Annotated in this window: 23 protein-coding genes; 2 read left to right on the top strand and 21 right to left on the bottom strand. The window is 47.5% G+C overall.

Annotated elements, in window-relative coordinates; translation table 11 throughout:
• Positions 1–157 precede the first annotated feature (157 nt).
• A complete protein-coding gene (gene rplS / locus BUA17_RS01340) occupies positions 158–499 on the bottom strand; it encodes a 50S ribosomal protein L19 (protein ID WP_024630190.1) in 342 nt (113 codons plus the stop codon).
• A 514-nt stretch (positions 500–1013) separates the two neighbouring features.
• Between rplS and BUA17_RS01335 the strand changes: the two genes are divergently transcribed.
• Entirely contained in the window at positions 1014–1979 is a 966-nt protein-coding gene (locus BUA17_RS01335) for a polysaccharide deacetylase family protein (protein ID WP_063564657.1), read from the top strand.
• Position 1980: 1 nt separating this feature from the next.
• Here the strand turns inward: BUA17_RS01335 and BUA17_RS01330 are convergent, their stop codons facing one another.
• From BUA17_RS01330 to BUA17_RS01235, 20 genes are all read right to left on the bottom strand, one after another.
• A complete protein-coding gene (locus BUA17_RS01330) occupies positions 1981–3237 on the bottom strand; it encodes a hypothetical protein (RefSeq protein WP_063564658.1) in 1257 nt (418 codons plus the stop codon).
• Positions 3238–3452: 215 nt separating this feature from the next.
• Positions 3453–4220, bottom strand: a complete 768-nt coding sequence (trmD, locus tag BUA17_RS01325) for a tRNA (guanosine(37)-N1)-methyltransferase TrmD (RefSeq protein ID WP_072732389.1) — start codon at positions 4218–4220, stop codon at positions 3453–3455.
• 1 nt (position 4221) lies between these two features.
• Complete coding sequence (gene rimM / locus BUA17_RS01320; RefSeq protein WP_063564660.1) at positions 4222–4734, bottom strand: ribosome maturation factor RimM; 513 nt, start codon at positions 4732–4734, stop codon at positions 4222–4224.
• 239 nt (positions 4735–4973) lie between these two features.
• Positions 4974–5204, bottom strand: coding sequence for a KH domain-containing protein (locus BUA17_RS01315; protein ID WP_024630185.1), 231 nt, complete (start codon positions 5202–5204; stop codon positions 4974–4976).
• Between the two features lie 23 nt (positions 5205–5227).
• Positions 5228–5500 (bottom strand): 30S ribosomal protein S16, encoded by a 273-nt coding sequence (gene rpsP / locus BUA17_RS01310; RefSeq protein ID WP_024630184.1) that lies wholly within the window; start codon positions 5498–5500, stop codon positions 5228–5230.
• A gap of 54 nt (positions 5501–5554) precedes the next feature.
• Entirely contained in the window at positions 5555–6931 is a 1377-nt protein-coding gene (ffh, locus tag BUA17_RS01305) for a signal recognition particle protein (protein WP_063564662.1), read from the bottom strand.
• Between the two features lie 65 nt (positions 6932–6996).
• Complete coding sequence (locus BUA17_RS01300; RefSeq protein ID WP_072732388.1) at positions 6997–7347, bottom strand: putative DNA-binding protein; 351 nt, start codon at positions 7345–7347, stop codon at positions 6997–6999.
• A 262-nt stretch (positions 7348–7609) separates the two neighbouring features.
• Complete coding sequence (locus BUA17_RS01295) at positions 7610–8257, bottom strand: PAQR family membrane homeostasis protein TrhA (RefSeq protein WP_063564664.1); 648 nt, start codon at positions 8255–8257, stop codon at positions 7610–7612.
• A 137-nt stretch (positions 8258–8394) separates the two neighbouring features.
• Positions 8395–9408, bottom strand: coding sequence for a signal recognition particle-docking protein FtsY (ftsY, locus tag BUA17_RS01290; RefSeq protein WP_063564665.1), 1014 nt, complete (start codon positions 9406–9408; stop codon positions 8395–8397).
• 75 nt (positions 9409–9483) lie between these two features.
• Entirely contained in the window at positions 9484–13053 is a 3570-nt protein-coding gene (gene smc, locus BUA17_RS01285; protein WP_072732387.1) for a chromosome segregation protein SMC, read from the bottom strand.
• A gap of 189 nt (positions 13054–13242) precedes the next feature.
• On the bottom strand, positions 13243–13941 hold the full coding sequence (gene rnc / locus BUA17_RS01280; RefSeq protein ID WP_024630178.1) for a ribonuclease III: 699 nt from the start codon (positions 13939–13941) through the stop codon (positions 13243–13245).
• A gap of 13 nt (positions 13942–13954) precedes the next feature.
• Positions 13955–15193: a beta-ketoacyl-ACP synthase II gene (gene fabF, locus BUA17_RS01275; RefSeq protein WP_072732386.1), complete on the bottom strand. Its 1239-nt coding sequence runs from the start codon at positions 15191–15193 to the stop codon at positions 13955–13957.
• A gap of 180 nt (positions 15194–15373) precedes the next feature.
• Entirely contained in the window at positions 15374–15607 is a 234-nt protein-coding gene (acpP, locus tag BUA17_RS01270) for an acyl carrier protein (RefSeq protein WP_024630176.1), read from the bottom strand.
• A 151-nt stretch (positions 15608–15758) separates the two neighbouring features.
• Positions 15759–16508, bottom strand: a complete 750-nt coding sequence (gene fabG, locus BUA17_RS01265) for a 3-oxoacyl-[acyl-carrier-protein] reductase (RefSeq protein ID WP_063564667.1) — start codon at positions 16506–16508, stop codon at positions 15759–15761.
• A gap of 37 nt (positions 16509–16545) precedes the next feature.
• Positions 16546–17478 carry an ACP S-malonyltransferase gene (fabD, locus tag BUA17_RS01260; protein ID WP_063564668.1) on the bottom strand — a complete coding sequence of 311 codons (933 nt, stop codon included), beginning with the start codon at positions 17476–17478 and terminating at the stop codon, positions 16546–16548.
• Between the two features lie 27 nt (positions 17479–17505).
• Positions 17506–18495, bottom strand: a complete 990-nt coding sequence (locus BUA17_RS01255) for a beta-ketoacyl-ACP synthase III (RefSeq protein ID WP_063564927.1) — start codon at positions 18493–18495, stop codon at positions 17506–17508.
• An 8-nt stretch (positions 18496–18503) separates the two neighbouring features.
• Positions 18504–19499 (bottom strand): phosphate acyltransferase PlsX, encoded by a 996-nt coding sequence (plsX, locus tag BUA17_RS01250; protein ID WP_072732385.1) that lies wholly within the window; start codon positions 19497–19499, stop codon positions 18504–18506.
• Complete coding sequence (gene fapR, locus BUA17_RS01245) at positions 19496–20044, bottom strand: transcription factor FapR (protein ID WP_244552109.1); 549 nt, start codon at positions 20042–20044, stop codon at positions 19496–19498. Before fapR ends, plsX begins: the two co-directional genes overlap by 4 nt.
• 449 nt (positions 20045–20493) lie before the next feature.
• Positions 20494–20667 (bottom strand): 50S ribosomal protein L32, encoded by a 174-nt coding sequence (gene rpmF, locus BUA17_RS01240; RefSeq protein WP_017689233.1) that lies wholly within the window; start codon positions 20665–20667, stop codon positions 20494–20496.
• A 68-nt stretch (positions 20668–20735) separates the two neighbouring features.
• Entirely contained in the window at positions 20736–21242 is a 507-nt protein-coding gene (locus BUA17_RS01235) for a YceD family protein (protein ID WP_072732384.1), read from the bottom strand.
• 484 nt (positions 21243–21726) lie between these two features.
• Here BUA17_RS01235 and BUA17_RS01230 point away from each other — a divergent pair, with 484 nt between their 5' ends.
• Positions 21727–22959 (top strand): nucleotidyltransferase, encoded by a 1233-nt coding sequence (locus BUA17_RS01230; RefSeq protein WP_072732383.1) that lies wholly within the window; start codon positions 21727–21729, stop codon positions 22957–22959.
• The last annotated feature ends 62 nt before the right edge of the window (positions 22960–23021 follow it).

The raw sequence follows: 23021 nt of genomic DNA, 5'->3' as shown, positions 1-23021 counted from the left end.
AATTCAAATGTCCCTCAATAACTGATTTCACAAGCCTCCCGGACTATTCGCGCGTGTGCCGCCATACCATTTTACTCGGAAGTGCACCTCCGGTTCAACTTTTCCCGGACAAAAACGAAAAGGGCTTGTCTCCAAGCCCTCCCCGGTATCCGTTATATTAACGAATTTCTTTAATTCTCGCTGCTTTACCGCGTAGTTCACGAAGATAATAAAGCTTCGCACGACGCACTTTACCACGGCGAGCCACTTCGATTCTATCGATTTTAGGGGAATGAAGCGGGAAAGCTCTTTCCACACCTACACCGTAAGAAATTTTACGAACTGTAAAAGTCTCACTGATTCCACCACCACGGCGTTTAATCACAACACCTTCGAACAATTGGATACGCTCACGAGTTCCCTCGATTACCTTAACGTGCACTTTCAAAGTGTCACCAGGACGAAAACTCGGAATATCCTTACGAAGTTGTTCTTGTGTAATCGCTTGAACGATATTCATCTATGACTCCCTCCTTCCGTACAGGCGTTCATACTTCTTCCAGAGAACACCTTGTCTCCTTCATTATCCATAGAGGACCGCCGTATTCCACATAACAGACTTATTGTATCACGCACCATAACAAAACACAAGGAAAAATAAACAAATTGCTGACAGAACTCTCTGGTTCTTCAATGCCCTTTAATCCTTATTAATTTCCTTTACTCCAATTAGACGTTATCCGTTATACGTTCATCTTAAATACGTCCTGAATTTTATTATAGTCTCATTACAATTCCATTAAAATACACCTGTCCATGCGCTTTTCTACACAATTCCTTTATGCACATCAAAGCTTCGCCCTATGGATTGTAATAATTAGTATTCTTGAATAAGTCAAGCATTAGACGGAAAAAATACTGTAACTTTCTGTCAAGAAAGATCGTCTATGATATAGCTTGTTGGATTACGTGCTGATGCATCTAAATGTAATTCCACGCAGAAATGAAATGGCAAAAGGAGAACCAAACGAATTATGAAATACTTCAAAAAAATTGCTCTTGCTGCACTCGCATTACTCACTTGTACCATTACAATGTATGCGTATGCGGTAACTCATCCTACCAATGCAATGTCTCACAAAGCATGCACGTCCTGGGATATGGTCAAACGTAAGGCATTTCTAATGTCTCACTCCGATTATTCCAGCAAACCTGCACTTGATCTGGCTACCTTTCACATCGCACAAGGTTCAGCTACTGAAGTACCTGTACTGATGTATCATTACATACAGCCCAAAATTAATAATCATGAAACAAACAACAAATCGATCATTAATCTGGAAGACTTCGAAGAAAACATGAAATATTTGCATGAAGAAGGCTACAACACAATTACACTGGAGCAGCTTGAACAATACGTGAACGGACAGATCTCCCTGCCCCAAAAATCTATTGTCATCACCTTTGATGATGGGTATCAGAACAATTATACTTTAGCCTACCCTGTGCTCAAAAAATATAATTTCCATGCTTCCCTGTTTGTAATCGGCAGCAAAATTCAGGATCAGCCTTCGGCTTTTGATCCAGCCAAAAAAACGTTTATCTCCAAACAGGAGATGCAGGCCGCTAAAGACGTCTTTGAGTTCAACAGCCATACCTATAATCTGCATCACAAGGGATATATGCGTTGCGGCGACAACGTGCCCGTCGGACTCGACACAAAACTGCTGAATAATGACGTCAAGCTAATGAAAGAAACTGGTATTGATACGCCGTATCTTGCCTACCCTTTCGGTTATACCAGCACGCAGATGATCTATCAACTGCAGCAAAATGGGTATCGTATGGCCTTTTCCGTACGTTCAGGCTTTGTTCGACCTGGGGATAATCCTATGAAGCTCCCACGATTAACGGTTACGACAGGAACCGATTTGGCTGCATTGCTCCATCCTGAATCAGACCAACAGGAAATCCTTCCTGTCGTAGAGATCAGTCATTAAGCTAGATTGAAACTTCCCCGCCTGGATAAAGAGTCGAGCTATACAGCCTTTTCGGCTGAAGCTGGGCTCTTTTTATGTCCAAAGAGGTTGGAGTGGTTACATCCCTCATTGAGCTGGAATAGATTACGGCTTCATGTGCATCATAGATGATGACCTGCTCCCTTCCGCTCTGACACAAGTCGGCATGTAAGGCATAGCCATCTTTTCCGAACGTTGCAACCGTTTGCATATTACCATTGATCAAAGATGGCAGGACACCCCCACCTCGGCGATAAGCCATAATATAGTCAAGCCCGCTGTCATCCCAGTTACGTACAGGCTCAATAATGGTTAACCATCCACGCGTTTTACGATCTTCTTTCCAAAGTTCCTTTCCGTCGCTATCCAGCATAAACATTCCATCCTTGCCATTCTCATCTCCACGAATAATCCGATCCAGGCCAGCAATCTGTAATCCTTGTCTTTCTCTATAAAATTTCCCCAATGCAATATGCTGTGATTCAATCGAATCCTCATAACGCCATTTTTCATTACCGTACCGATCCATCATCACCGTGACACTGCCACCGATAACAATTTCAACCTCCCCGTCCTCGTCCACATCGCCAAACCATATACAGTCTGCGTGATCATCAAGATTCTGACAGGACCATAATAATGTTCCATCATGATCCAGCATGTCATACCCGGCCATCACTTCATCCTTGCCATCCCCATCGATATCGTAGACCCACGGAAAATGACCTATATTGCCTTCATGCTTCCACAACAAATTGAAATCGTGATCTAATGCCCATAACGTCTTATACCGATCCTTCAGCAGGATATCCATCGTGTGTTGGTCACCAGTCAGGTTTGCAAGAATAAGACAGTCATGCGCTTGCTCTCCAGGCAAATCATGACGTTTCTTTATCTCTCCGGTTCTTCCGTCCAGAATAAGAAATTGTTTGTTCATTACACACAGCACTTCATTATTTCCGTCCCCATCCCAATCTACAATCTGAGCGGGATAGTCTGATCCTGGACCACCTGCATCCGGGTCCGGTGTTCCGACCTGCCACATTAATGTTCCATCCAGATCATATGCCGACAAACAGCATACCTGATGCGGAACGTAACGGTCGTCTATGCCCCCATCTGCCTGCACCAACAGCATCTCAAGCCTGCCATCTCCATTTAGATCTCCCAGAAGCATCTTGCAACGCTCTCCAGCTTCGCTAATATCCACTCTGCCAACTTCATAAGGCTGATGATTCATAATCTTCCTCCTCAGCATGTCGTCTTCATACGCTTCTAGCTGAGATCACCATAAAGAAATTTTTCAGTTTATACAACCCTATTTCGGAACATGCAAAAATGTTCAAAGCGGCAAAAGTGTTCAATACAGAAAAAGACCAACCTTCATATCACAAGGTTGGTCTTTCAAGATTTCGAATGAGATTATTTTACGAGCTCAAACGAGATAATATCAAATTACTCTGCATTCTTTTCACGATCGGAACGAAGCTTGTTTAACCAAACTCGTTCTTTGTCCGTCAAGTCCGCCGTCTCCAACATATCCGGTCTGCGTTCCAGCGTACGAAGCAAGGATTGCTCCCTGCGCCATGCCTCAATATTCAGATGATGTCCAGATAACAACATATCGGGCACCTTCATACCTCTAAATTCCGGAGGACGTGTGTAGTGCGGGTATTCGAGCAATCCGGTACTGAATGAATCCGTTACAGCACTTGTCTCATTACCCAGTACACCCGGAATAAGGCGCACAATACTATCAATCGCCACCATCGCAGGCAGCTCGCCACCCGTCAGCACGTAATCACCAATCGACAATTCATCCGTCACGAGAAACTCACGGATACGCTCATCATAGCCTTCATAATGTCCGCAAATAAAAATCAGATGATCTTCTTGTACAAGTTCCTCTGCTTTTTTCTGTGTGAACGTCTCACCTTGCGGACACATCAGAATAATACGTGGCGGTTTCATCGTTGCCGCAGCTTCGCCCCGTTGTTCTAATACATCCTCAACAGCAGCAAAGATCGGATCTGGCTTTAATACCATACCTCCACCACCGCCGTAAGGTGCATCGTCAACTGTATTATGTTTATTGGTCGCAAAATTCCGAAAGTTTGTTGCTCCCAGAGATACAAGCCCTTTGGTTTGGGCTTTGCCCAGAATGCTGGTTCCGAATACACCGTCAAACATTTCCGGGAATAGGGTTAATACATCCACTTTCATGTTATAGCAGCCCTTCCATCAGGTGAACCTTGACTTGCTTCTCTGTAACATCCACATCAAGAACAACATCATCAATAACCGGAAGCAGAATTTCTTTACCTGCAGGCGTTTTGACAACCCATACATCATTCGCTCCAGGAGTCAAAATCTCAGAGATGGTTCCAAGTGTTTCGCCCTCTTCGGTGATGACAGAACACCCAACGATTTGATGGAAGTAGTATTCACCTTCCTCCAGCTCTGCCAGATTCTCTTTTAACACTTTGGCCATGCCGCCTTTAAACTTCTCTACTTCATTAATGTTGCCATACTCTTTCAGACGAAGAATATACATATTCTTATGCAAACGTGCAGATTCCACGTTAACCATAACTGGATGATTATCTGGTGTAAAGAAAAACAACTCTGCATTTTTCGCAAAACGCACTTCCGGAAAATCAGTTAAAGGCATGATTCTCACCTCGCCACGAATTCCATGCGTATTGACGATTTTACCTACATTCATAAACTCTGCCATACTTTCCTCCTACAATCCATTCATATTGGTACGTATATGTGATGATCTCCCGCAGCCGTTCTGGTTACGGATCGTTCTTCGTATCGCTGTTATCCTAACGCTTCTTCAGAATCGATTCCGTACCCTTCACTACTTCCGCAGATAATCATACTTGACGAGCTTTTTCAATCCTATTATTTAAGTTTCAGCATGCACGAAAAGGGGCTAGGACATGCATCCTAACCCCCTTTCGTATATCTTTAAGATATGATATCAACGGTTACCCGTTTATCCATCTTAACTGCTGCTGATGTGACGACTGTACGAAGAGACTTTGCGATTCGCCCCTGTTTACCAATCACTTTCCCAACATCGTCAGGATGAACGGTTAACTCATAAACGACAAGCCGGTCTTTCTCAACCGTCCGAACCGCCACATCTTCCGGATGATCGACCAAAGCCTTAGCAATTATGCTTACTAATTCTTCCATAGAGGACCCTCCGAATCAGCACCTTATTTAGTCAATTTAGACTCGTGGAACTTCTTCATCACGCCCGCTTTGCTCAGCAAGTTGCGGACAGTGTCAGATGCTTGTGCACCGTTTTGAAGCCATTGCAATGCTTTATCTTCATCGATCTTAACAACAGCCGGTTGTTCAACCGGGTTGTAGTAACCGATCTCCTCGATAAAACGACCGTCACGTGGGGAACGGGAATCCGATACCACTACGCGGTAGAAAGGAGCTTTGTGAGCACCCATACGTTTCAGACGAATACGAACTGCCATTTGAAAATTCACCTCCTTCAATGAAATCTGTATATCGTTCAGCTGCTCCCAGAATCAACGGAAAGGAAACTTCATTCCTTTGCCCAAACCTTTGAGCTGCTTCATCGCTTTGTTCTTGCCGCCTTTAGGTCCCATCATATCCGAGAACTGTTTCATCATGCGGCGCATCTCATCAAACTGCTTGATCAGACGGTTTACTTCGGCCAGGGATGTTCCACTACCTGTAGCAATCCGCTTCCGGCGGCTATGGTTGATCATATCAGGGTTACGTTTCTCCTCGGTCGTCATGGAGTACACGATCGCTTCGATCCGGCCCATCTGTTTATCATCAACCTTCAGGTCCTTGGCTTGTTTCATCTTGCCCATACCAGGAATCATATCCATGATCTGATCGATTGGCCCCAGTTTTTTCACTTGATCCATTTGCTCCAGGAAATCTTCAAACGTGAATTCTGCATTACGCATCTTCCGTTCCATTTCCTTGGCTTTATCGGTATCAATGTTGGACTGTGCTTTCTCAATCAGAGAGAGCATATCACCCATACCAAGAATACGTGAAGCCATGCGCTCCGGATGGAAAGGTTCCAGTGCATCAAGTTTCTCACCAAGGGAAGCAAACTTGATTGGGCAACCGGTGACTGCTTTAACGGAAAGCGCGGCACCACCACGAGTATCTCCGTCAAGCTTGGTCAAAACGACACCCGTCAGATTAAGCTGCTGGTTAAAATGTTCTGCCACATTAACTGCATCCTGACCTGTCATGCTGTCTACGACAAGTAATACTTCATCGGGATTTACTACGCTGTGAATCTGACGAAGCTCTTCCATCAGTTCTTCATCAACATGCAGGCGTCCAGCCGTATCGATAATGACATAGTCATTGCCGTTGTCCTTGGCATGCTGCAGACCCTGACGTGCAATTTCTACAGGGCTTGTCTGATCTCCCAGTGTGAATACCGGCGCTTTGATCTGCTCGCCGAGCACTTGCAACTGCTTGATCGCTGCTGGACGATAAATATCTCCTGCAACAAGCAACGGTCTACTATTCTGCTTTTGCAGCATTTTAGCCAGTTTACCGGATGTGGTCGTTTTACCTGCACCCTGCAAACCAACCATCATCAGTACCGTAGGCGGTTTGTTCGCTTTAGCCAGCTTCGATTGGCTTCCACCCATCAAATCCGTCAGTTCCTTGTTTACGATGTCGATAATGACCATTCCTGGCGTGAAGCTCTCCATCACTTCTTTGCCAACAGCCTTCTCTTTCACCTTGGCGATGAATTCCTTGACCACTTTGAAGTTTACATCCGCTTCGAGCAATGCCAGACGTACCTCGCGCATAGCTTCGGCAACATCTTCATCAGACACCTTGCCTTTGCCACGCAGCTTGCTGAACACATTCTGCAATCGGGTCGTTAATCCTTCAAATGCCATGATCCCACCTCCTTAAGCTGTAATACTGTTTTCAGGACCGATACGTTTCATTCAACTCTTACGAACTACTCTCTGAGTTGATGAATAATATCGTTTATTTGTTTGTTGTTATCAATGGAAACGCCTGCGCGCTCCAATGCATTTTGCAAATCTTCAAGATTACGGTTGCGCCGTTCGTGCTTCTCCAGCAAGCCAAGCTTGCTTTCGTAATTTTCCAGCACTTGTTCGGCACGCTTGATATGCTCGTATACCGCCTGGCGGCTGATCTCGAACTCGGCTGCAATCTCGCCCAGCGAGAAATCATCATGAAAGTAATACTTTAGAAAAGTCTGCTGTTTCTCGGTAAGCAACCGTTCATAGAAAGCAAACAGCAAGTTAATCCGGTTTGTCTTCTCAAGCCGGTTTTCTTGACTCATAACGGGGCACTCCCTTCGTCAAGGAAAAACACTTTACACTCTTGCAACGTTCCTAATAATACCTAAAACAAATCAGGTTGTCAAGCAAAAATACTTGTCACAATAAAAACGTTCATTTTACACTCATTTTTCGTGCCTACAAGGTTGATCTTAGCCATTCATCTACAGTAGAATTCAGCCTGCTGTGTCATTATATAGAACAAAAAAAAACGAATGGGTCTCCACAGATGGAGCCGATTCGTTTTACGCTATCTACCGTGGCCTACCGAAGTGGTGTCAGGTACAGAAGTACCATAAAGAAATGAAGAATACTGCCTGCGAGCACAAAGAGATGCCAAATCGCATGGTGGTACGGAAATCCACGCCAAACATAAAAAAGCGTCCCCAGTGTATACATCAGACCTCCAGCAACCAGCAGCACAATTCCCCCTGTAGGGATGGCAGTCATAAGCGGTTGCCAGGCAATAACGATGAGCCAGCCCATCGCAATATAGAAAATCGTGGACATGAACAGAAACCTTTTCGTAAAAAACGCCTTAAAGATTACGCCGAATAATGCGACTCCCCAGATTATACCGAACAGGGTCCATCCAAGTGTGCCGCGAACAGCAATAAACAAAAGTGGAGTGTACGATCCCGCAATAAACAAATATATGGAAGAATGGTCGAAAATCTCAAATAAGTCTTTCACTTTTCCATCTTTCCATGCATGCACGAGTGTAGAGCTCGTATATAGCAGCAGCATGGTGATCCCGTAGATAGTGAAACTGACCACATGCCAAGCCGTGCCTTTCATACTTGCAAATACAATCAATATCACCAGTGCAGCTACACTGAGTGCAGCGCCGATTCCATGTGTCACCGCATTGGCGACTTCTTCACGGCGAGAATAGGTATGAGTATTGGCCATTTTCAACCGTCCTTTCTAACCCTTTAGCATTGCCTGCTTTATTCCCATTATACACGTATTGCCAGTGACATTACACGTGACACTTATCACGTATATCACTGGCAATACGGTTAACGCTATCCTATTTATTAATGATTCTAGGAATTAGCTTCCTCTTCTTCAGCACTTTCAGCTGGCTGTTCTTGAATCAATCCGGCAAACAACGCATGTACGAATTGCTCCGAGTCGAATGGCTGCAGATCATCAATTTTCTCACCCAGTCCGACCAGCTTCACAGGCAGATCCAACTCCTGACGAATTGCAACAACAATACCACCTTTGGCGGTACCATCCAGCTTCGTCAGTACAAGTCCAGTTACCCCGCTCTTCTCTCCAAAGAGTTTGGCCTGATTCAGTGCATTCTGACCTGTAGTTGCATCCAGCACCATTAATACTTCATGAGGCGCTTCCGGAATTTCACGTTGAATGACACGATAGATTTTGTTGAGTTCGTCCATCAGATTGGATTTATTTTGCAGACGGCCTGCTGTATCACAGAGCAATACATCAGCACCCCGCTGCTTTGCAGCCTGTACAGCATCATACATTACAGCTGCAGGGTCAGAACCTGATTGTTGCTTGATGACTTCCACACCAGCACGTTGTCCCCATACTTCGAGTTGTTCGATCGCTCCGGCACGGAACGTATCACCTGCTGCCATAATGACCTTTTTACCCTGCTGTTTGAAGCGATGGGCCAGCTTACCAATCGTTGTTGTTTTACCAACACCATTAACACCAACAAACAAAATGACCGTAATGCCATCCGGATTCATTTTCAGTTCATTATTCTGCTCGCCACGAAGCAAACCCGTCAGTTTTTCGGACAATACAGGCTGTAGTTCAGCCGCATCCTCAATTTTACGTTTTTTGACCTCATCACGCAGATCTTCAATCAGTTTCATGACCGTATTGACACCTACGTCGGCTCCAATCAGAATCTCTTCCAATTCTTCATAGAATTCCTCGTCGATTTTTTTGCGACGGATAACGAGATCCGATACTTTCTCTACAAGGCCTTTACGCGTCTTTTCCAATCCGTCCTTGAACTGTTTGGTAACCGACTCCGTTTTGCTTGCAATGCTGTCTCTCAGCTTTTTAAAAAAACTCATAAAGCCCCTCCATCGTGTACATTTCTTAGTTTAAATGATATTAGATGAGTTCATGCGTGACAACCAACTCAAAGATTAGGCAATGACAGCTTCCTCATCTTCCAGTTTAACCGAAACGAGCTTGGATACTCCGCCCTCTTCCATCGTGACACCATACAGTACATCCGCTTCTTCCATTGTGCCTTTGCGGTGTGTAACAACGATGAATTGTGTTTGTTCCGAGAACTCACGCAAATACTGGGCAAAACGCACCACGTTAGCTTCATCCAGCGCCGCTTCTACTTCATCCAGTACGCAGAACGGTACCGGCTTAACATGCAGAATAGCGAATAAGAGTGCCATCGCGGTCAACGCTCGTTCCCCACCGGATAATAGCTGCAGGTTTTGCAGCTTTTTGCCTGGCGGCTGTGCGACGATATCAATGCCCGTATCGAGCAAACGCTCAGGGTCCATCAATACAAGATCCGCGCGCCCTCCGCCAAACAGCTTGGTGAAGACTGCGCCAAACTCTCGGCGAATCGCATCAAATGTTGCCTTGAATCGTTTGGCCATCTCGTCTTCCATCTCTCGAATAACCTGATACAACGTTGTTTTGGCTTCAACCAGGTCATTCTTCTGCGTGCTGAGGAACTCATACCGTTCGTTAACCCGCTGGAATTCCTCGATGGCTCCCAGATTGACGTCGCCAAGAGCTGCAATGCTGCGCTTCAGTTTCTGAACCTCAGCTTGTGTGCTCTCCACATCTTCTGGTACTGGATAACGCTCTTTGGCGAGTTCATAGCCGAGCTCATACTCATCCATCAGTTTGCGCAGAATATTTTCCAACTCAACATCAAGTCTGTTCACGGAAATTTCCGTTTGTCGCATCTGTTCCTCCACAGCTTTCAGCTGTGTGCGCTGTTCCTTCGTTTCACTCTCGGCAAGCTCAAGCTTCTTCGACAGCTCGCTTCGGGCAGCACGCTTGAAGTCCAGCTCCTGTGCAGATTCCGCTTTTTTCAGCTTGTATTGGTTAAGATCTTCAATCTGTTTAACACTCTCAGTCTCTGTTTTCTTCAGATCGGCTTCCATGGAGGCCAGCAACGTACGATTTTGACGAAGATCCTTCACCAGTGAATCCACTTCGCGCTCCAGACGACGCAATTGCTCCTCGTTGGAGAATCGTTCCTGATCCAGTTTCCCCTCTCGGACTTTCAGATCAGTGAGTTGGGTCTGCAATTCCTCCTTCGCCGATTCATTCGCTTTACGCGCAAATTCTGCGGCATGAATGGCCCTATGGGTCGCCTTCTCTTCTTCCTCAAGCTGCTCCAGCTTCTTCACGGCAACATCGCGAGCTGTATCCATCTCTTTGATTTCTTCGGTAAAGCCACTCTTCTCCTGCCCAGCTACGGCAACCTGTTCCAGCACGTGACGCAGCTCATGCTCAACCTGCTTCATTTCCATTGAAGCCTGCTGTTCTGCATTCCGGGTGTCGTCTCCAGACTGACGCAGCTCGTCCAGCTTGTCCTGGCACTGCTCCAGTTGAGTTTTTACATCATCCACACTGCGATGAAGTTTTACGATCTGATTTTCGGTATCCAAAATATCCTGGTCCAGCTGGTCCAGCTGCCGTTTGCGACTGAGCAGACTTACATTTTTCTTGTGCTGGCTACCACCAGTCATCGAACCACCCGCGTTAACCACATCGCCTTCCAGGGTTACGACCCGGAAACGATATTGGCAGCGAGCCGCGATCTTATTGGCATCCTCCAACTTCTCCGCAATAATGACATTTCCGAGTAAGCTTCCAATGATCGCAGCATAACGTTCTTCGTATTGTACGAGATCCGCACCAATTCCCACAAAACCATCCATGCCTTCGATCATCGAACGTTCACCCGCACCAATGGTACGTGCACGAATAACATCCAGCGGGAGGAACGTAGCTCTGCCCAATTGACGTTGTTTCAGAAAAGCGATCGCCTGTCTGGAAACCGATTCATTCTCCATGACGACATGCTGCAGGGAAGCGCCCATCGCTGTCTCAACCGCAAGTTCGATCTTCTCAGGCACTTTAACGAGCTCTGCAACGGCTCCATGAACCCCGTTCAGTGTACCTTTGCGTGATGCCTTAAGAACTTCTTTGACACCCAACATGAAACCGTCAAAATCATCCTGCATCTCTTTCATTGTATCGCGACGGGAGACCTGGGCTTCACGCTTCTGCTCCCATTTACGGACAGTTCCCCGACTTTCTTCGAGCAGCTTCTGCAACGATTGGAGACGTTCACTTTCCGTAATATATCCACCGCGCAGATCACTGATTTCCTTGCCCAAACGAACAACTTTTTTCTCAATCTCCGTTTTGCGGGCTTCCAGCGTTTCCTTCTGGCCTTCCCACTTGCCGGATTCCTCAGTCGCGCGATTCATTCGCCGTTCCAGCGTTTCTTTCTGTTGGTCCGCGTAACGAATTTCATTTCGTGTCTGAGCCATCTGATTCATCAGTTCCAGCAAGTTGCCCTTAAGGCTTTCCTCCTGCTGTTGGCTAATGCCGCCAGTAACACCGATAAGTTTGGCCTCTTCTTCGGATAGGCGGTTTCTTACGTCACTCAATTCCAGTTCAAGCTTGGCAAACTTTTCGCGTAATGCAAGTAACTCGGCTTCACGCTCCCGATGTCTCTCTTCACTCGCTGCAAGCGTCACTTTAAGCTGTTCCTGGTTCGTCTGCAGATGACGCGAACGCTCCTTGAGTAGTTCTCCTAGCCCTTCGCTCTTCTCCGTTGCTTCACTGAATTGCAATAAGGCCGATTGCAGCTGTTCCGTCTCCGTCTCCAGCGTACGCAGTGCATTTCGGTCACTTTCCAGCTTGGCATCATGAGTGGAGACGATAGCCGCCAATCCTACTTCTTCCTGTTTCAACGATTCTAGTCGTTGGTTTGCTTTGCTCCAGGAAGCGTGAATTTGTTCAATCTGATAAACATACATAGAGATTTCCTGCGATTTCAGCTGTCCACGCAATTCCTTATAATGGATTGCTTTCTCCGATTGTTCCTTTAACGGACCAATCTGGTCTTCTAGCTCGGTGACCAGGTCATGAATGCGCAATAAATTCTGTTCCGTCTCATCCAGTTTGCGAGTAGCATCCCGTTTGCGAGATTTATATTTAACAATACCTGATGCCTCTTCAAAGATCCCCCTGCGATCCTCTGAACGGGTACTCAGAATCTCTTCGATTCGCCCCTGTCCAATAATCGAGTAAGCTTCCTTTCCGATCCCGGTATCCATAAACAATTCGGTAATATCCTTCAACCGACACGACTGCTTGTTGATAAAATATTCACTGTCTCCGCTGCGATGTACACGACGCGTTACCGTTACTTCGCCAAAATCCAAAGCAAGCGCGTGATCTTCGTTATCCAGCGTCAACGAAACTTCACCATAGTTAACAGCCTTCCGTGCATCACTGCCGGCAAAAATGATATCTTCCATTTTGCCACCACGCAGTGATTTGGCGCTTTGTTCCCCAAGAACCCAGCGTATGCCGTCTGAAATGTTACTTTTTCCACTTCCGTTCGGGCCCACAACAGCGGTTATGCCACGAACGAATTCCATTTCCGTTTTGTCGGCGAATGACTTGAATCCACCCAGTTCAATCCGTTTCAAAAACATAGGGTTTCCCGTCACCTCCTCTTGCAAATTTCAAATGTTGCATTCAGCGCCTAGTTATCGAACAGGAAAAGAAAATCCTGATCCTCCTTACAAAAAAAAGAGCAAAAAGCAGTCCGGCCGATAAATTCCGCCAGGCGGACCCGCGGGCTGCTCTTTGCTCTTCGTTTGTCTATGCGCTTACGGTAAAGCTCAGGCTTCCGGAAGCTTCAGTCGATCCAGTGCTGCGGATGCAGCCTGTTGTTCGGCTTCCTTTTTGGAACGTCCTGTACCTCTGCCAAGCCGTTCTTGACCCATATGGACCTCGGAGACAAACTCCCGTTCATGGGCAGGGCCCCGTTCCTCAACAATACGGTATTCCAGAGCTCCCATATTGTGATGCTGAGTGAGTTCCTGCAATTCCGTTTTGTAATCGCTCATTTGCAATTTGCTGCCCAGAACGATCAACGGAAATACATGCTGATCCAGAAATGTCCGGACAGGCGCCAATCCCTGATCCAGATATAATGCACCGATGAAAGATTCAAACACATCCGCTAACAAAGCCGGTCTAGTTCGTCCTCCCGTCAGTTCCTCACCTTTACCAAGAAGTACATACTGCCCAAAACCCAACGCTTCAGCAAATTTGACGAGGGAAGGCTCGCAGACAATGGATGCCCGCAGCTTAGTTAATTCACCTTCCGGCCGGTTAGGAAACAAGTGATACAAGTATTCCGACACAGTCAGTTCCAGTACCGCATCGCCCAGAAACTCCAGACGCTCGTTATCCTGATGCTGACTGAACCGGTGTTCGTTTACATAAGAAGCATGGGTAAACGCTTGTTTTAAAAGCTGCCTGTTGTCAAATTTGATTTGAAGTTTGTGTTGTAACTGCTTCAGATCTTCACTCAAACGAACTAGCCCCTTATGCTTCAAATTTTTTGAGAATAATGGTGGCATTGTGACCGCCGAACCCAAATGAATTGGACATGGCAATGTTGACTTTAGTTTGACGTGGAACGTTTGGAACATAATCCAGATCACAATCCGGGTCCTGATTTTCCAGGTTGATTGTTGGAGCAAGCGTCTGATGTGTCAGCGACAATCCGCAGATTACGGCTTCCACGCCACCAGCAGCACCAAGCATATGACCTGTCATCGATTTGGTTGAACTTACAGCAAGCTTGTACGCATGATCGCCAAACGCTTTTTTGATCGCAAGCGTTTCGGATCTGTCACCTACAGGTGTTGATGTACCGTGTGCATTGATATAGTCCACTTCTTCTGGTTCGATACCCGCATTACGCAGAGCCATCTTCATGCAACGAGCTGCTCCATCCGGATCAGGCTCCGTCATGTGATGTGCATCGCCAGTGAGACCGTAACCAATTACTTCGCCATAAATACGAGCACCACGTTTTTGAGCATGTTCAAGGGATTCAAGGATCAGAACTCCCGCGCCCTCGCCCATAACAAACCCGTCACGTTCTGTATCAAAAGGACGGCTCGACTTAGCCGGATCATCATTACGTGTAGACATGGCACGCATTGCACAGAACCCAGCCAGACCAGTTGGTCTAATGGTTGCTTCCGCACCGCCACAAATCATTGCATCCGCATCACCGTTTGCAATCAGCTTGAAGGAATCTCCAATGGAGTGTGTTCCTGTAGCACATGCCGTTACCACGTTGATGTTAGGACCTTTCGCCCCGAGAGAAATCGACATCTGGCCAGAAGCCATGTTGGAGATCATCATCGGAATGAAAAATGGGCTTACGCGTTTAGGACCTTTTTGCAGCAATGCATTATGTTGGTCCTCCCAAGTACCCAATCCACCGATACCCGATCCGATCGACACACCAAAACGCTCTGCATCAATGTTCTCGTCAATTTTCAGACCACTGTCTTCAACGGCTTTGAAACCAGCTGCTACAGCGAACTGAACAAAACGGTCCATTTTACGTGCATCTTTGCGATCCATGTATTCTTCCGGGTTGAAATCCTTGATCTCGGCTGCAATTTGAGTGGTATATTCACTTACATCAAACGCCTCAATCTGAGAGATTCCGGACTTACCTGCCATTAAACTGCCCCAGAACGTTTCCAAATCTTTTCCGAGCGATGTCATTACGCCCATTCCGGTAATTACAACTCTTTGTTTCAAACCGACTCACCTCTATATCGACTGCATTACGCAATTATTTTGTGGGAATATCCGCAAGCAGACGTCTAGCCAAGCAGGACCCGGAGATCCGTTTGACCAGCGCCGCTTGCGGAATGAGAAAAACCAATGAATGATGAGAAGTCCCGCCTGTTCGAAAACAGGTGCGGGACTGAATTGACTTTAGGTATGAGATTGTATGTAGTTTACAACTTCACCTACGGTCGTGATTTTTTCTGCATCTTCATCAGAGATTTCCAAATCGAATTCATCTTCCAATTCCATGACCAATTCCACTACATCCAAAGAATCAGCACCCAAATCTTCTTTGAAAGATGCTTCAAGTGTAACTTCAGCTTCGTCTGCGCCCAAGCGGTCGACGACGATGCGTTTTACACGCTCCAATACATCGGACATCCGGTTCACCTCCTCCTTGGTATTATACGAGAATCGCAGGCAAAATGCCATAGAAGACATATGCGGCTCCCGGCCGGGGAACCCGGCCTTTTTCCGGCATTTCGGATCGTCCAGCGCCTGTTCCCCGACTATTGTTCAAGTCCGGGAAGAATTACATGTACATGCCACCATCAACATGCAGTGTCTGCCCTGTCATATAAGATGAAGCTTCTGAAGCCAGGAACGTGACAACACCGGCGATTTCATCCGGTTGGCCCAGACGGGACAACGGAATACCGTTCAACATGTTGTCCACGATCTCCTGGGACAATTCCTTCGTCATATCGGTCTCAATAAATCCTGGTGCAACGCAGTTAACTGTGATGCCGCGGGAGGCAAGCTCACGAGCAGATGCCTTCGTCAAACCGATGACCCCTGCCTTGGCAGCAACATAGTTTGCTTGTCCAGCATTTCCGAGCACACCCACAACAGAGGAGATATTGATAATTCTACCAGACCGTTGCTTCATCATTGGACGTGTAACCGCCTTAAGGCAGTTAAACACCCCTTTGAGGTTGGTTTCGATCACCTGATCAAATTCCTCTTCCTTCATACGCATGATCAGATTATCACGGGTAATTCCAGCATTGTTGACAAGAATATCAACGTTGCCCCATGCCTCAATGGTAGCTTTGACCATTTGTTCGGCTTCGTCCATCTGGCCCACATTCGCTTGAATCGTAATTGCCTGGACACCTTTGGCACGAATCGCTTCCGCTACTTCCTCAGCTGCCGCTTGACTGCCCGCATAATTCACGGCCACGTTGGCGCCAGCCTCGGCCAAAGCGAGTGCAATACTGCGCCCAATACCACGGGATGCACCGGTAACGAGCGCATTTTTGCCTTGTAATGGTTTAGACATAATCATTCCTCCTTTCCCCAAATCTAATCATGGTTAATCAAATTAGTGCAGCTGCCGTTGCTTCGAGCGTCTCAAGACTGTTTACATTGTACAGTTTAACGGTTTTATCTGTTTTTTTAATCAAACCTGTTAACACACTGCCAGAACCAATCTCGATAAAGGTATCTACACCTTGCTCAATAAGCCATGTCACACTGTCTTCCCATAAAACCGGAGAATAGACCTGAGCTGTCAATAAATCCTGAACCTTACCGTCCTCCACAGGTCTTGCAGTCACATTTGCAACTACAGGGACATCCCCAGGTGAGAACGAAACAGTTTTCAGTTTCTCAGCCAGCTTCTCTGCTGCATCCTTCATTAAGGAAGAATGGAACGGACCGCTTACTTCAAGTGTGATGGCACGTTTGCCGCCCGCTTCTTTGACCCGTTCAGCGACAGCAGATACCCCTTCCTTCACACCGGAAATCACGATTTGTCCCGGACAGTTGATGTTGGCAAGTTCAACCACATGACCACTTTCGGATACGTCCCGGCAAAGCACCCCCAGCGCTTCCCGATCCGCACCCAATACCGCAGCCATTGCACCCTGTCCACCAGGAACAGCCTGTTCCATATATTGACCGCGTGCCCGCACAATGCTTACCGCGTCCGCGAACGAAAGAACGCCCGCCGCGACCAGTGCACTGTATTCACCCAGACTGTGTCCGGCCGTATAATCAGGCTGAATTCCTTTTTCTTTAAAAGCCTCAAGCAATGCAATACTTGCTGTCAGCAGAGCCGGTTGTGTATTCGATGTCTGTTTCAACTCGGTCTCTGGTCCCTCAAAAACAAGATTGCTCAGCGCGAAACCTAGCGTTTCATCGGCTGTGCGAAAAATCTCTGTTGCCGCAGGCACAGACTCATACGCGTCCTTGGCCATGCCCACAGCCTGCGATCCCTGTCCGGGAAATACAAATGCTATTTTACCCATCCAATTCATCTCTCCCAGCTGTCTAGTTTACCAAACGAGTACTGATGCGCCCCACGTCAATCCGCCACCGAAACCAACCATGAGCACAGTATCTCCGGCTTTCATGCGGCCTTCTTCAGCAGCTTCTACCAGAGCAAGCGGAATGGAGGCTGCAGATGTGTTGGCGTATTTATCCACGTTGACTACAACTTTCTCTTCAGGAAGCTCAAGTCGCTGCATTGCAGATTGGATAATCCGGATATTGGCTTGGTGAGGAACAAACAGATCCACGTCCGTACGTTCCAGGCCAGCCTTGCGCAGAACTTCGATCGTCGCTGTACCCATCACCCGTACTGCAAATTTAAACACTTCACGGCCATTCATGTAAATATAATGTTTTTTGTTCTCAACCGTTTCTACGGATGCAGGCAGACGGGAACCTCCGCCCTCCATTTGAAGCAGGCTTCCGCCCGCACCTTCAGCTCCGAGATCGAATGATTTAAATCCACGGCCTTCCGGCACTTCACCAACGATAACCGCACCGGCGCCATCGCCAAACAGCACACAGGTATTACGGTCGGTATAGTCAGTAATGCGAGACAAGCAATCTGCACCAATAACAAGTGCATTGTTGTACATGCCGCTTTGGATAAAGCTCGTTGCTGTTGCCAGACCGTATACAAATCCGGAGCAGGCAGCAGACAAGTCAAATGCCGCAGCGCCCTTGGCACCAAGCTTATCTTGCAAAATACAAGCAGTAGAAGGGAATGAAGAATCCGGTGTAATAGTTGCCACAATAATCAGATCAAGATCGCTGCCAGTCATGCCAGCAGACTCAAGTGCTTTGATAGCTGCCTCGTATGCCAGATCTGAAGTCGCCTGATCCGGTGCAGCGATGTGACGCTCCTTGATTCCTGTACGACTGACGATCCACTCATCATTCGTATCTACCATTTTCTCCAAATCGCTGTTTGTCAAAATTTTCTCAGGTACATATTTACCAGTACCGATAACCCCTACCGGGCGCAAATTATTCATGTCTTCACTCACTTCCCGCTAATTTCCTTAGATATGCTCTCCACCAGCTGGTTCTGTACTGCAATCCGTGCTTGGCGCACAGCATTTTTGATGGCATTGCCATCAGCCGATCCATGACTTTTCACCACAAGTCTGCTCAAGCCGAGGAGTGGTGCACCACCATGCTCGGTATAATCCAGTTTCCGTTTCAAACCGCGCAGCTCAGGCATGAGCACAGCAGCAGCCAGTTTGCTTTTGAGCGATGATGAGAATTGTTCCTTAAGCAGAGCGAAAATGGCACCTGCTGTGCCTTCGAGCGATTTCAGCAATATATTTCCGGCAAATCCATCACATACAAGCACATCACACGCACCTGTAAGCACATCACGGGCCTCTACGTTACCAACAAAACGAATCGGAAGTTGCTCCAGCAAAGGATAGGCTTGTTTGGTCAACTCATTCCCCTTACCGGGCTCCGTTCCCACATTGAGCAGGCCCACTCTTGGTGACGCGATTCCCTGCACTTTTTGCCGATACAAGCTCCCCATCAGACCATACTGTGCGAGGTGTTCCGGTTTGGCATCCATATTCGCACCAAGATCAAGTGCAAGTACACCCACATCATCGATCGTTGGAATCATGGGTGCAAGCGCCGGGCGCTCAATACCTTCCATACGACCTACCACAAGCAAGCCGGCTGTCATCAGCGCTCCGGTATTGCCCGCAGAGATCATGGCGTCTGCTTCGCCTTCCTTAAGCATACGACCTGCAACCACCATGGAGGCATCCTTCTTACGACGGACTGCCTTTACTGGTTCATCATCCGAACCGATCACTTCGGAAGCATGCCGAATCGTCAGATTAGCAGGTTTGGCACCTGACTGACTCAGAAGAGGTTCCAGCTTGGCTTCATCGCCGACCAGGACGATCTGTGTATCCGCCCATTCCGTAGCCGCGGCGATCGCACCTTCTACTGTTGACGCAGGTGCGTTATCGCCTCCCATGGCATCAATGACGATTTTCATCCCAAATGACCTCCTTCTACGCTGTCTTCTCCACCTGAATGGTAGATTACAAAGTTGCCTTGAAACACCATTTCTTCACCCACATAAGTGAACACTTCTACTTTGGCTTTGCCCTTTTGACCCAGAATCGATCTCACGTAGGCCTTCGCAATACATTTCTCGGCCAAATGAACCGAACGAACAAAACGAATGTCTGCGGACGCCGTCAAAGCAATCTCGTCATTAATAACGGCTACAGCCAACGAGTTGGCCTGTGCAAAAACATAGTGTCCTCGAGCAATGCCCGTTCTCGAAAATACATGTTCTTCCTTAATCTCAAACAAGGAAATCCCACTCTTGTCCAGTTGCAAGTCCACAATATCACCGATAATCTCATGCAGGGGCAACGAGCGCACCTGATCATAGGAACGCTCCGCCATCAGTTTCATCCGCTCCCGAAGCTCGGGAATCCCAAGCTCCAGTCTGTCGAGACGAATCGTCTGAATACTCACCTTCAATTGGCGTGTAAGTTCCTGATCCGTCACAAACGGGTTGTCTTCGATCATTTTGGTTAACTGCTGCTGCCTCTGTCTCTTCGGTACACGTTCGATGCCTGACACCCCCCGCTGTATCGTTTAAGGAACCGCCCAATCCGGTCAGTTCAATACTCTTTCACGTTGCTTCTATAGTTGCATCCCTGTTCAGCAGGGTCGTTCTCACACGAATCATGGTTCATGTTTATGTAACGTCAAATCTTAGAACCTGGTACTAAACTATAGTATATCTCATCCCGTGTCAAAAAGAAAGGCTGGGTGAACAAAAACAATCCTGCCTTGCGTAGCCTGGCTTCACAGCCCCGAACACAACCAGTAACGAGCCTTACTAAAATATCAAAAACGTATATTGAACTATATTCACGAAGATAGAATACAGGTAAAGGTAGTTATTTTTGCGATGCTATAGTCTAAAAAAAGTAGCACCTCATCGAAATGAAGTGCTACTTGATGTCTAGCTATTATTGAGAGATGATCTCTCTTGCTTTGTACGTTCCGCACACTTTGCATACGTGGTGACTAAGCTTCAGCTCGCCACATTGTTCACATTTCACCATACCCGGTACTGCCAATTTAAAGTGAGTGCGACGTTTGTCGCGACGCGTCTTGGATGTTCTCCGTTGAGGTACTGCCATTATTCCCACCTCCTTATCAAAATAAACCTTTGCAGGTAGTTGTTACAATGTTCGATTTTCAATCATGCTCATTTAAAAAAATCCTTGAGCCCTGCAAGCCGCGGATCGATAACTTGGTTATCACAACCGCAGTCACCTTCGTTCAGCTCATGGCCACACTTGGGGCATAACCCTTTGCATGTATCGCTACACAGCGGTATAAACGGAAGATTCAGCAGAAAAGCTTCCTCAGCATAACCCTTCAGATCAACGCTATCTCCATCCACATAGAAAGTATCGTCGTCTTCGTGCAATTCCTCTGGCTGCTTTCCTTTCTTGAATTGCTCATGAAAATCAATATGAAAATGTTCATTAATCGGCTTAAGACACCGGGAGCACAACATGTCCACTCCTACTGTCAGCTTGCCATGAACATCCACAACGTCTCCCTCTCTGAACTCTGCAGATAAATCTGCAGTCAGCGAGGTAACGGCTGTGATATCTTGTCGGTTAGAAACCAGTTCCTTGATATCCCACTGTTCATTAAACTGCAGGGGACCATCACTGGTAGCCACTTTGCGAAATGGCATTAACATTTCCCATCACTCCAAACGAAACCAATCTCATAATTAAAGTTAAACGCCTAACGACAGTTATACAGGTCAAACCTGACTCTTGCAACACATCAAATTCCTGACTGTATGTAATCTGACGATTCATCGTTAAAAGTATTATGAAATTGACTTAACAAACAAAAATCATTATACCGATTTTTCAAGACGTTTGTCAACACTTTTAACTTTACACCCTTTTTGAAATTGACGATCCTAATCCGCATTCGATCTCTGATACATTATAGGCTTACTGTAAGTTAAACTACAAGTCATGCATTTTGAAGGCGGGTTGGGGCTATATCGACCTGAAGGATTCTTTTCTTTTTCGTTGTACACAATGCGATATGATTTGAACAAAGGTATATCCATGTCCTATTATGGAACAAGATGAGCTCACATATTATCGGGCTAGGAAGAGAAAGATTGATCCCCATTTGAATATTTACCGAAAGGAGCGCGTTCTCATATGAAAGCCGTTGGCGTCATTGTTGAATATAACCCTTTACATAACGGACATGTCTACCATCTGAGTGAAGCAAGGCGGCTCAGTGGAGCAGACGTTGTTGTGGCTGTGATGAGCGGCCCTTTCCTCCAGCGCGGCGAACCCGCCATCGTGGGCAAAAGGGCACGCACTGAGATGGCGCTGCATGCTGGCGCCGATCTGGTGGTTGAACTGCCGGTTGCCTATGCTGTACAACCGGCCGAGTGGTTCGCCTTTGGTGCGGTGTCACTTCTGCACCGCACAGGCGTGGTGGACTCGCTCTGCTTTGGCAGCGAGTCCGGCGACCTGGACAGCCTGCAGCGCATTGCGCGCGTGCTGGCTGTGGAGCCCGCAGGGCTGCGCGAGGATATCGCGCGCCGCCTGCGGGAAGGCGCCAGCTATCCCGCCGCATACGCAGGTGCGGCGGCGGCACTGGCGCCTGGCGGCGTCGATGCGGAAGACGCCGCTGCACTGCTGGGGCAGCCCAACAATTCGCTTGGGCTGCATTACCTGATCGCGCTGCAGCGGCTGGGCAGCGCGATCAAGCCCTTTACGGCGGCGCGTACCGGTGCCGCGTATCATGAGGCGACGCCCGGACCGGGGGCGATCGCCAGTGCAACCGCCGTCCGCCGCCTGCTGATGGCGGACGGGCCCGAAGCCGCCGCGCCATACGTGCCGGCGGCAACCCTTGCCATTCTGCGGCGCGAATGGCAGGAAGGGCGCGCTCCCGTGCACTGGGAGCGCTTTGCACAGCCGCTGCTGCACATCGCGGCCACACGCCGTGCCTCCGAGCTGGAGCAGATCGCCGAGGTCACGGAAGGACTCGAACACAGGCTGAGCCGTTCACTTGCTCAGCTCCCGGAGCCTTCAGTCGAGGCGTTGCTGAACGCACTTAAAACGAAACGGTACACACGCACAAAGCTACAGCGCATGCTGACCCATATCCTGCTGAATCATACCAAGGCCGAATGTTCGCCCGAGAAGCTGGCTGAAGGGCCAGCGTATCTTCGAGTGCTCGGGTTTAATGCACAAGGACAGGGCCTTTTGAAACAGATGAAAAAGACGGCTTCTCTGCCCGTTCTGCTGAAACCATCAACCTTTGTCCATAACCAGTTGGAACTGGATGTACAAGCTCAGGCAGCATATTCACTCGCCTGTGAACACATCAATACACGCATGATGTACAGCGACTACTATGAACCACCTGTGAGACTTTAACTCTACGTTCAGTCATATCCATAGCTGGTTCAACATAAACGATTTCGAAGCCCCAAGTTCAA

Source organism: Paenibacillus sp. ov031 (assembly GCF_900143165.1).
GTDB classification, from domain to species: Bacteria; Bacillota; Bacilli; order Paenibacillales; family Paenibacillaceae; genus Paenibacillus; species Paenibacillus marchantiae.
This window is presented reverse-complemented; position numbering and strand designations above follow the sequence as displayed.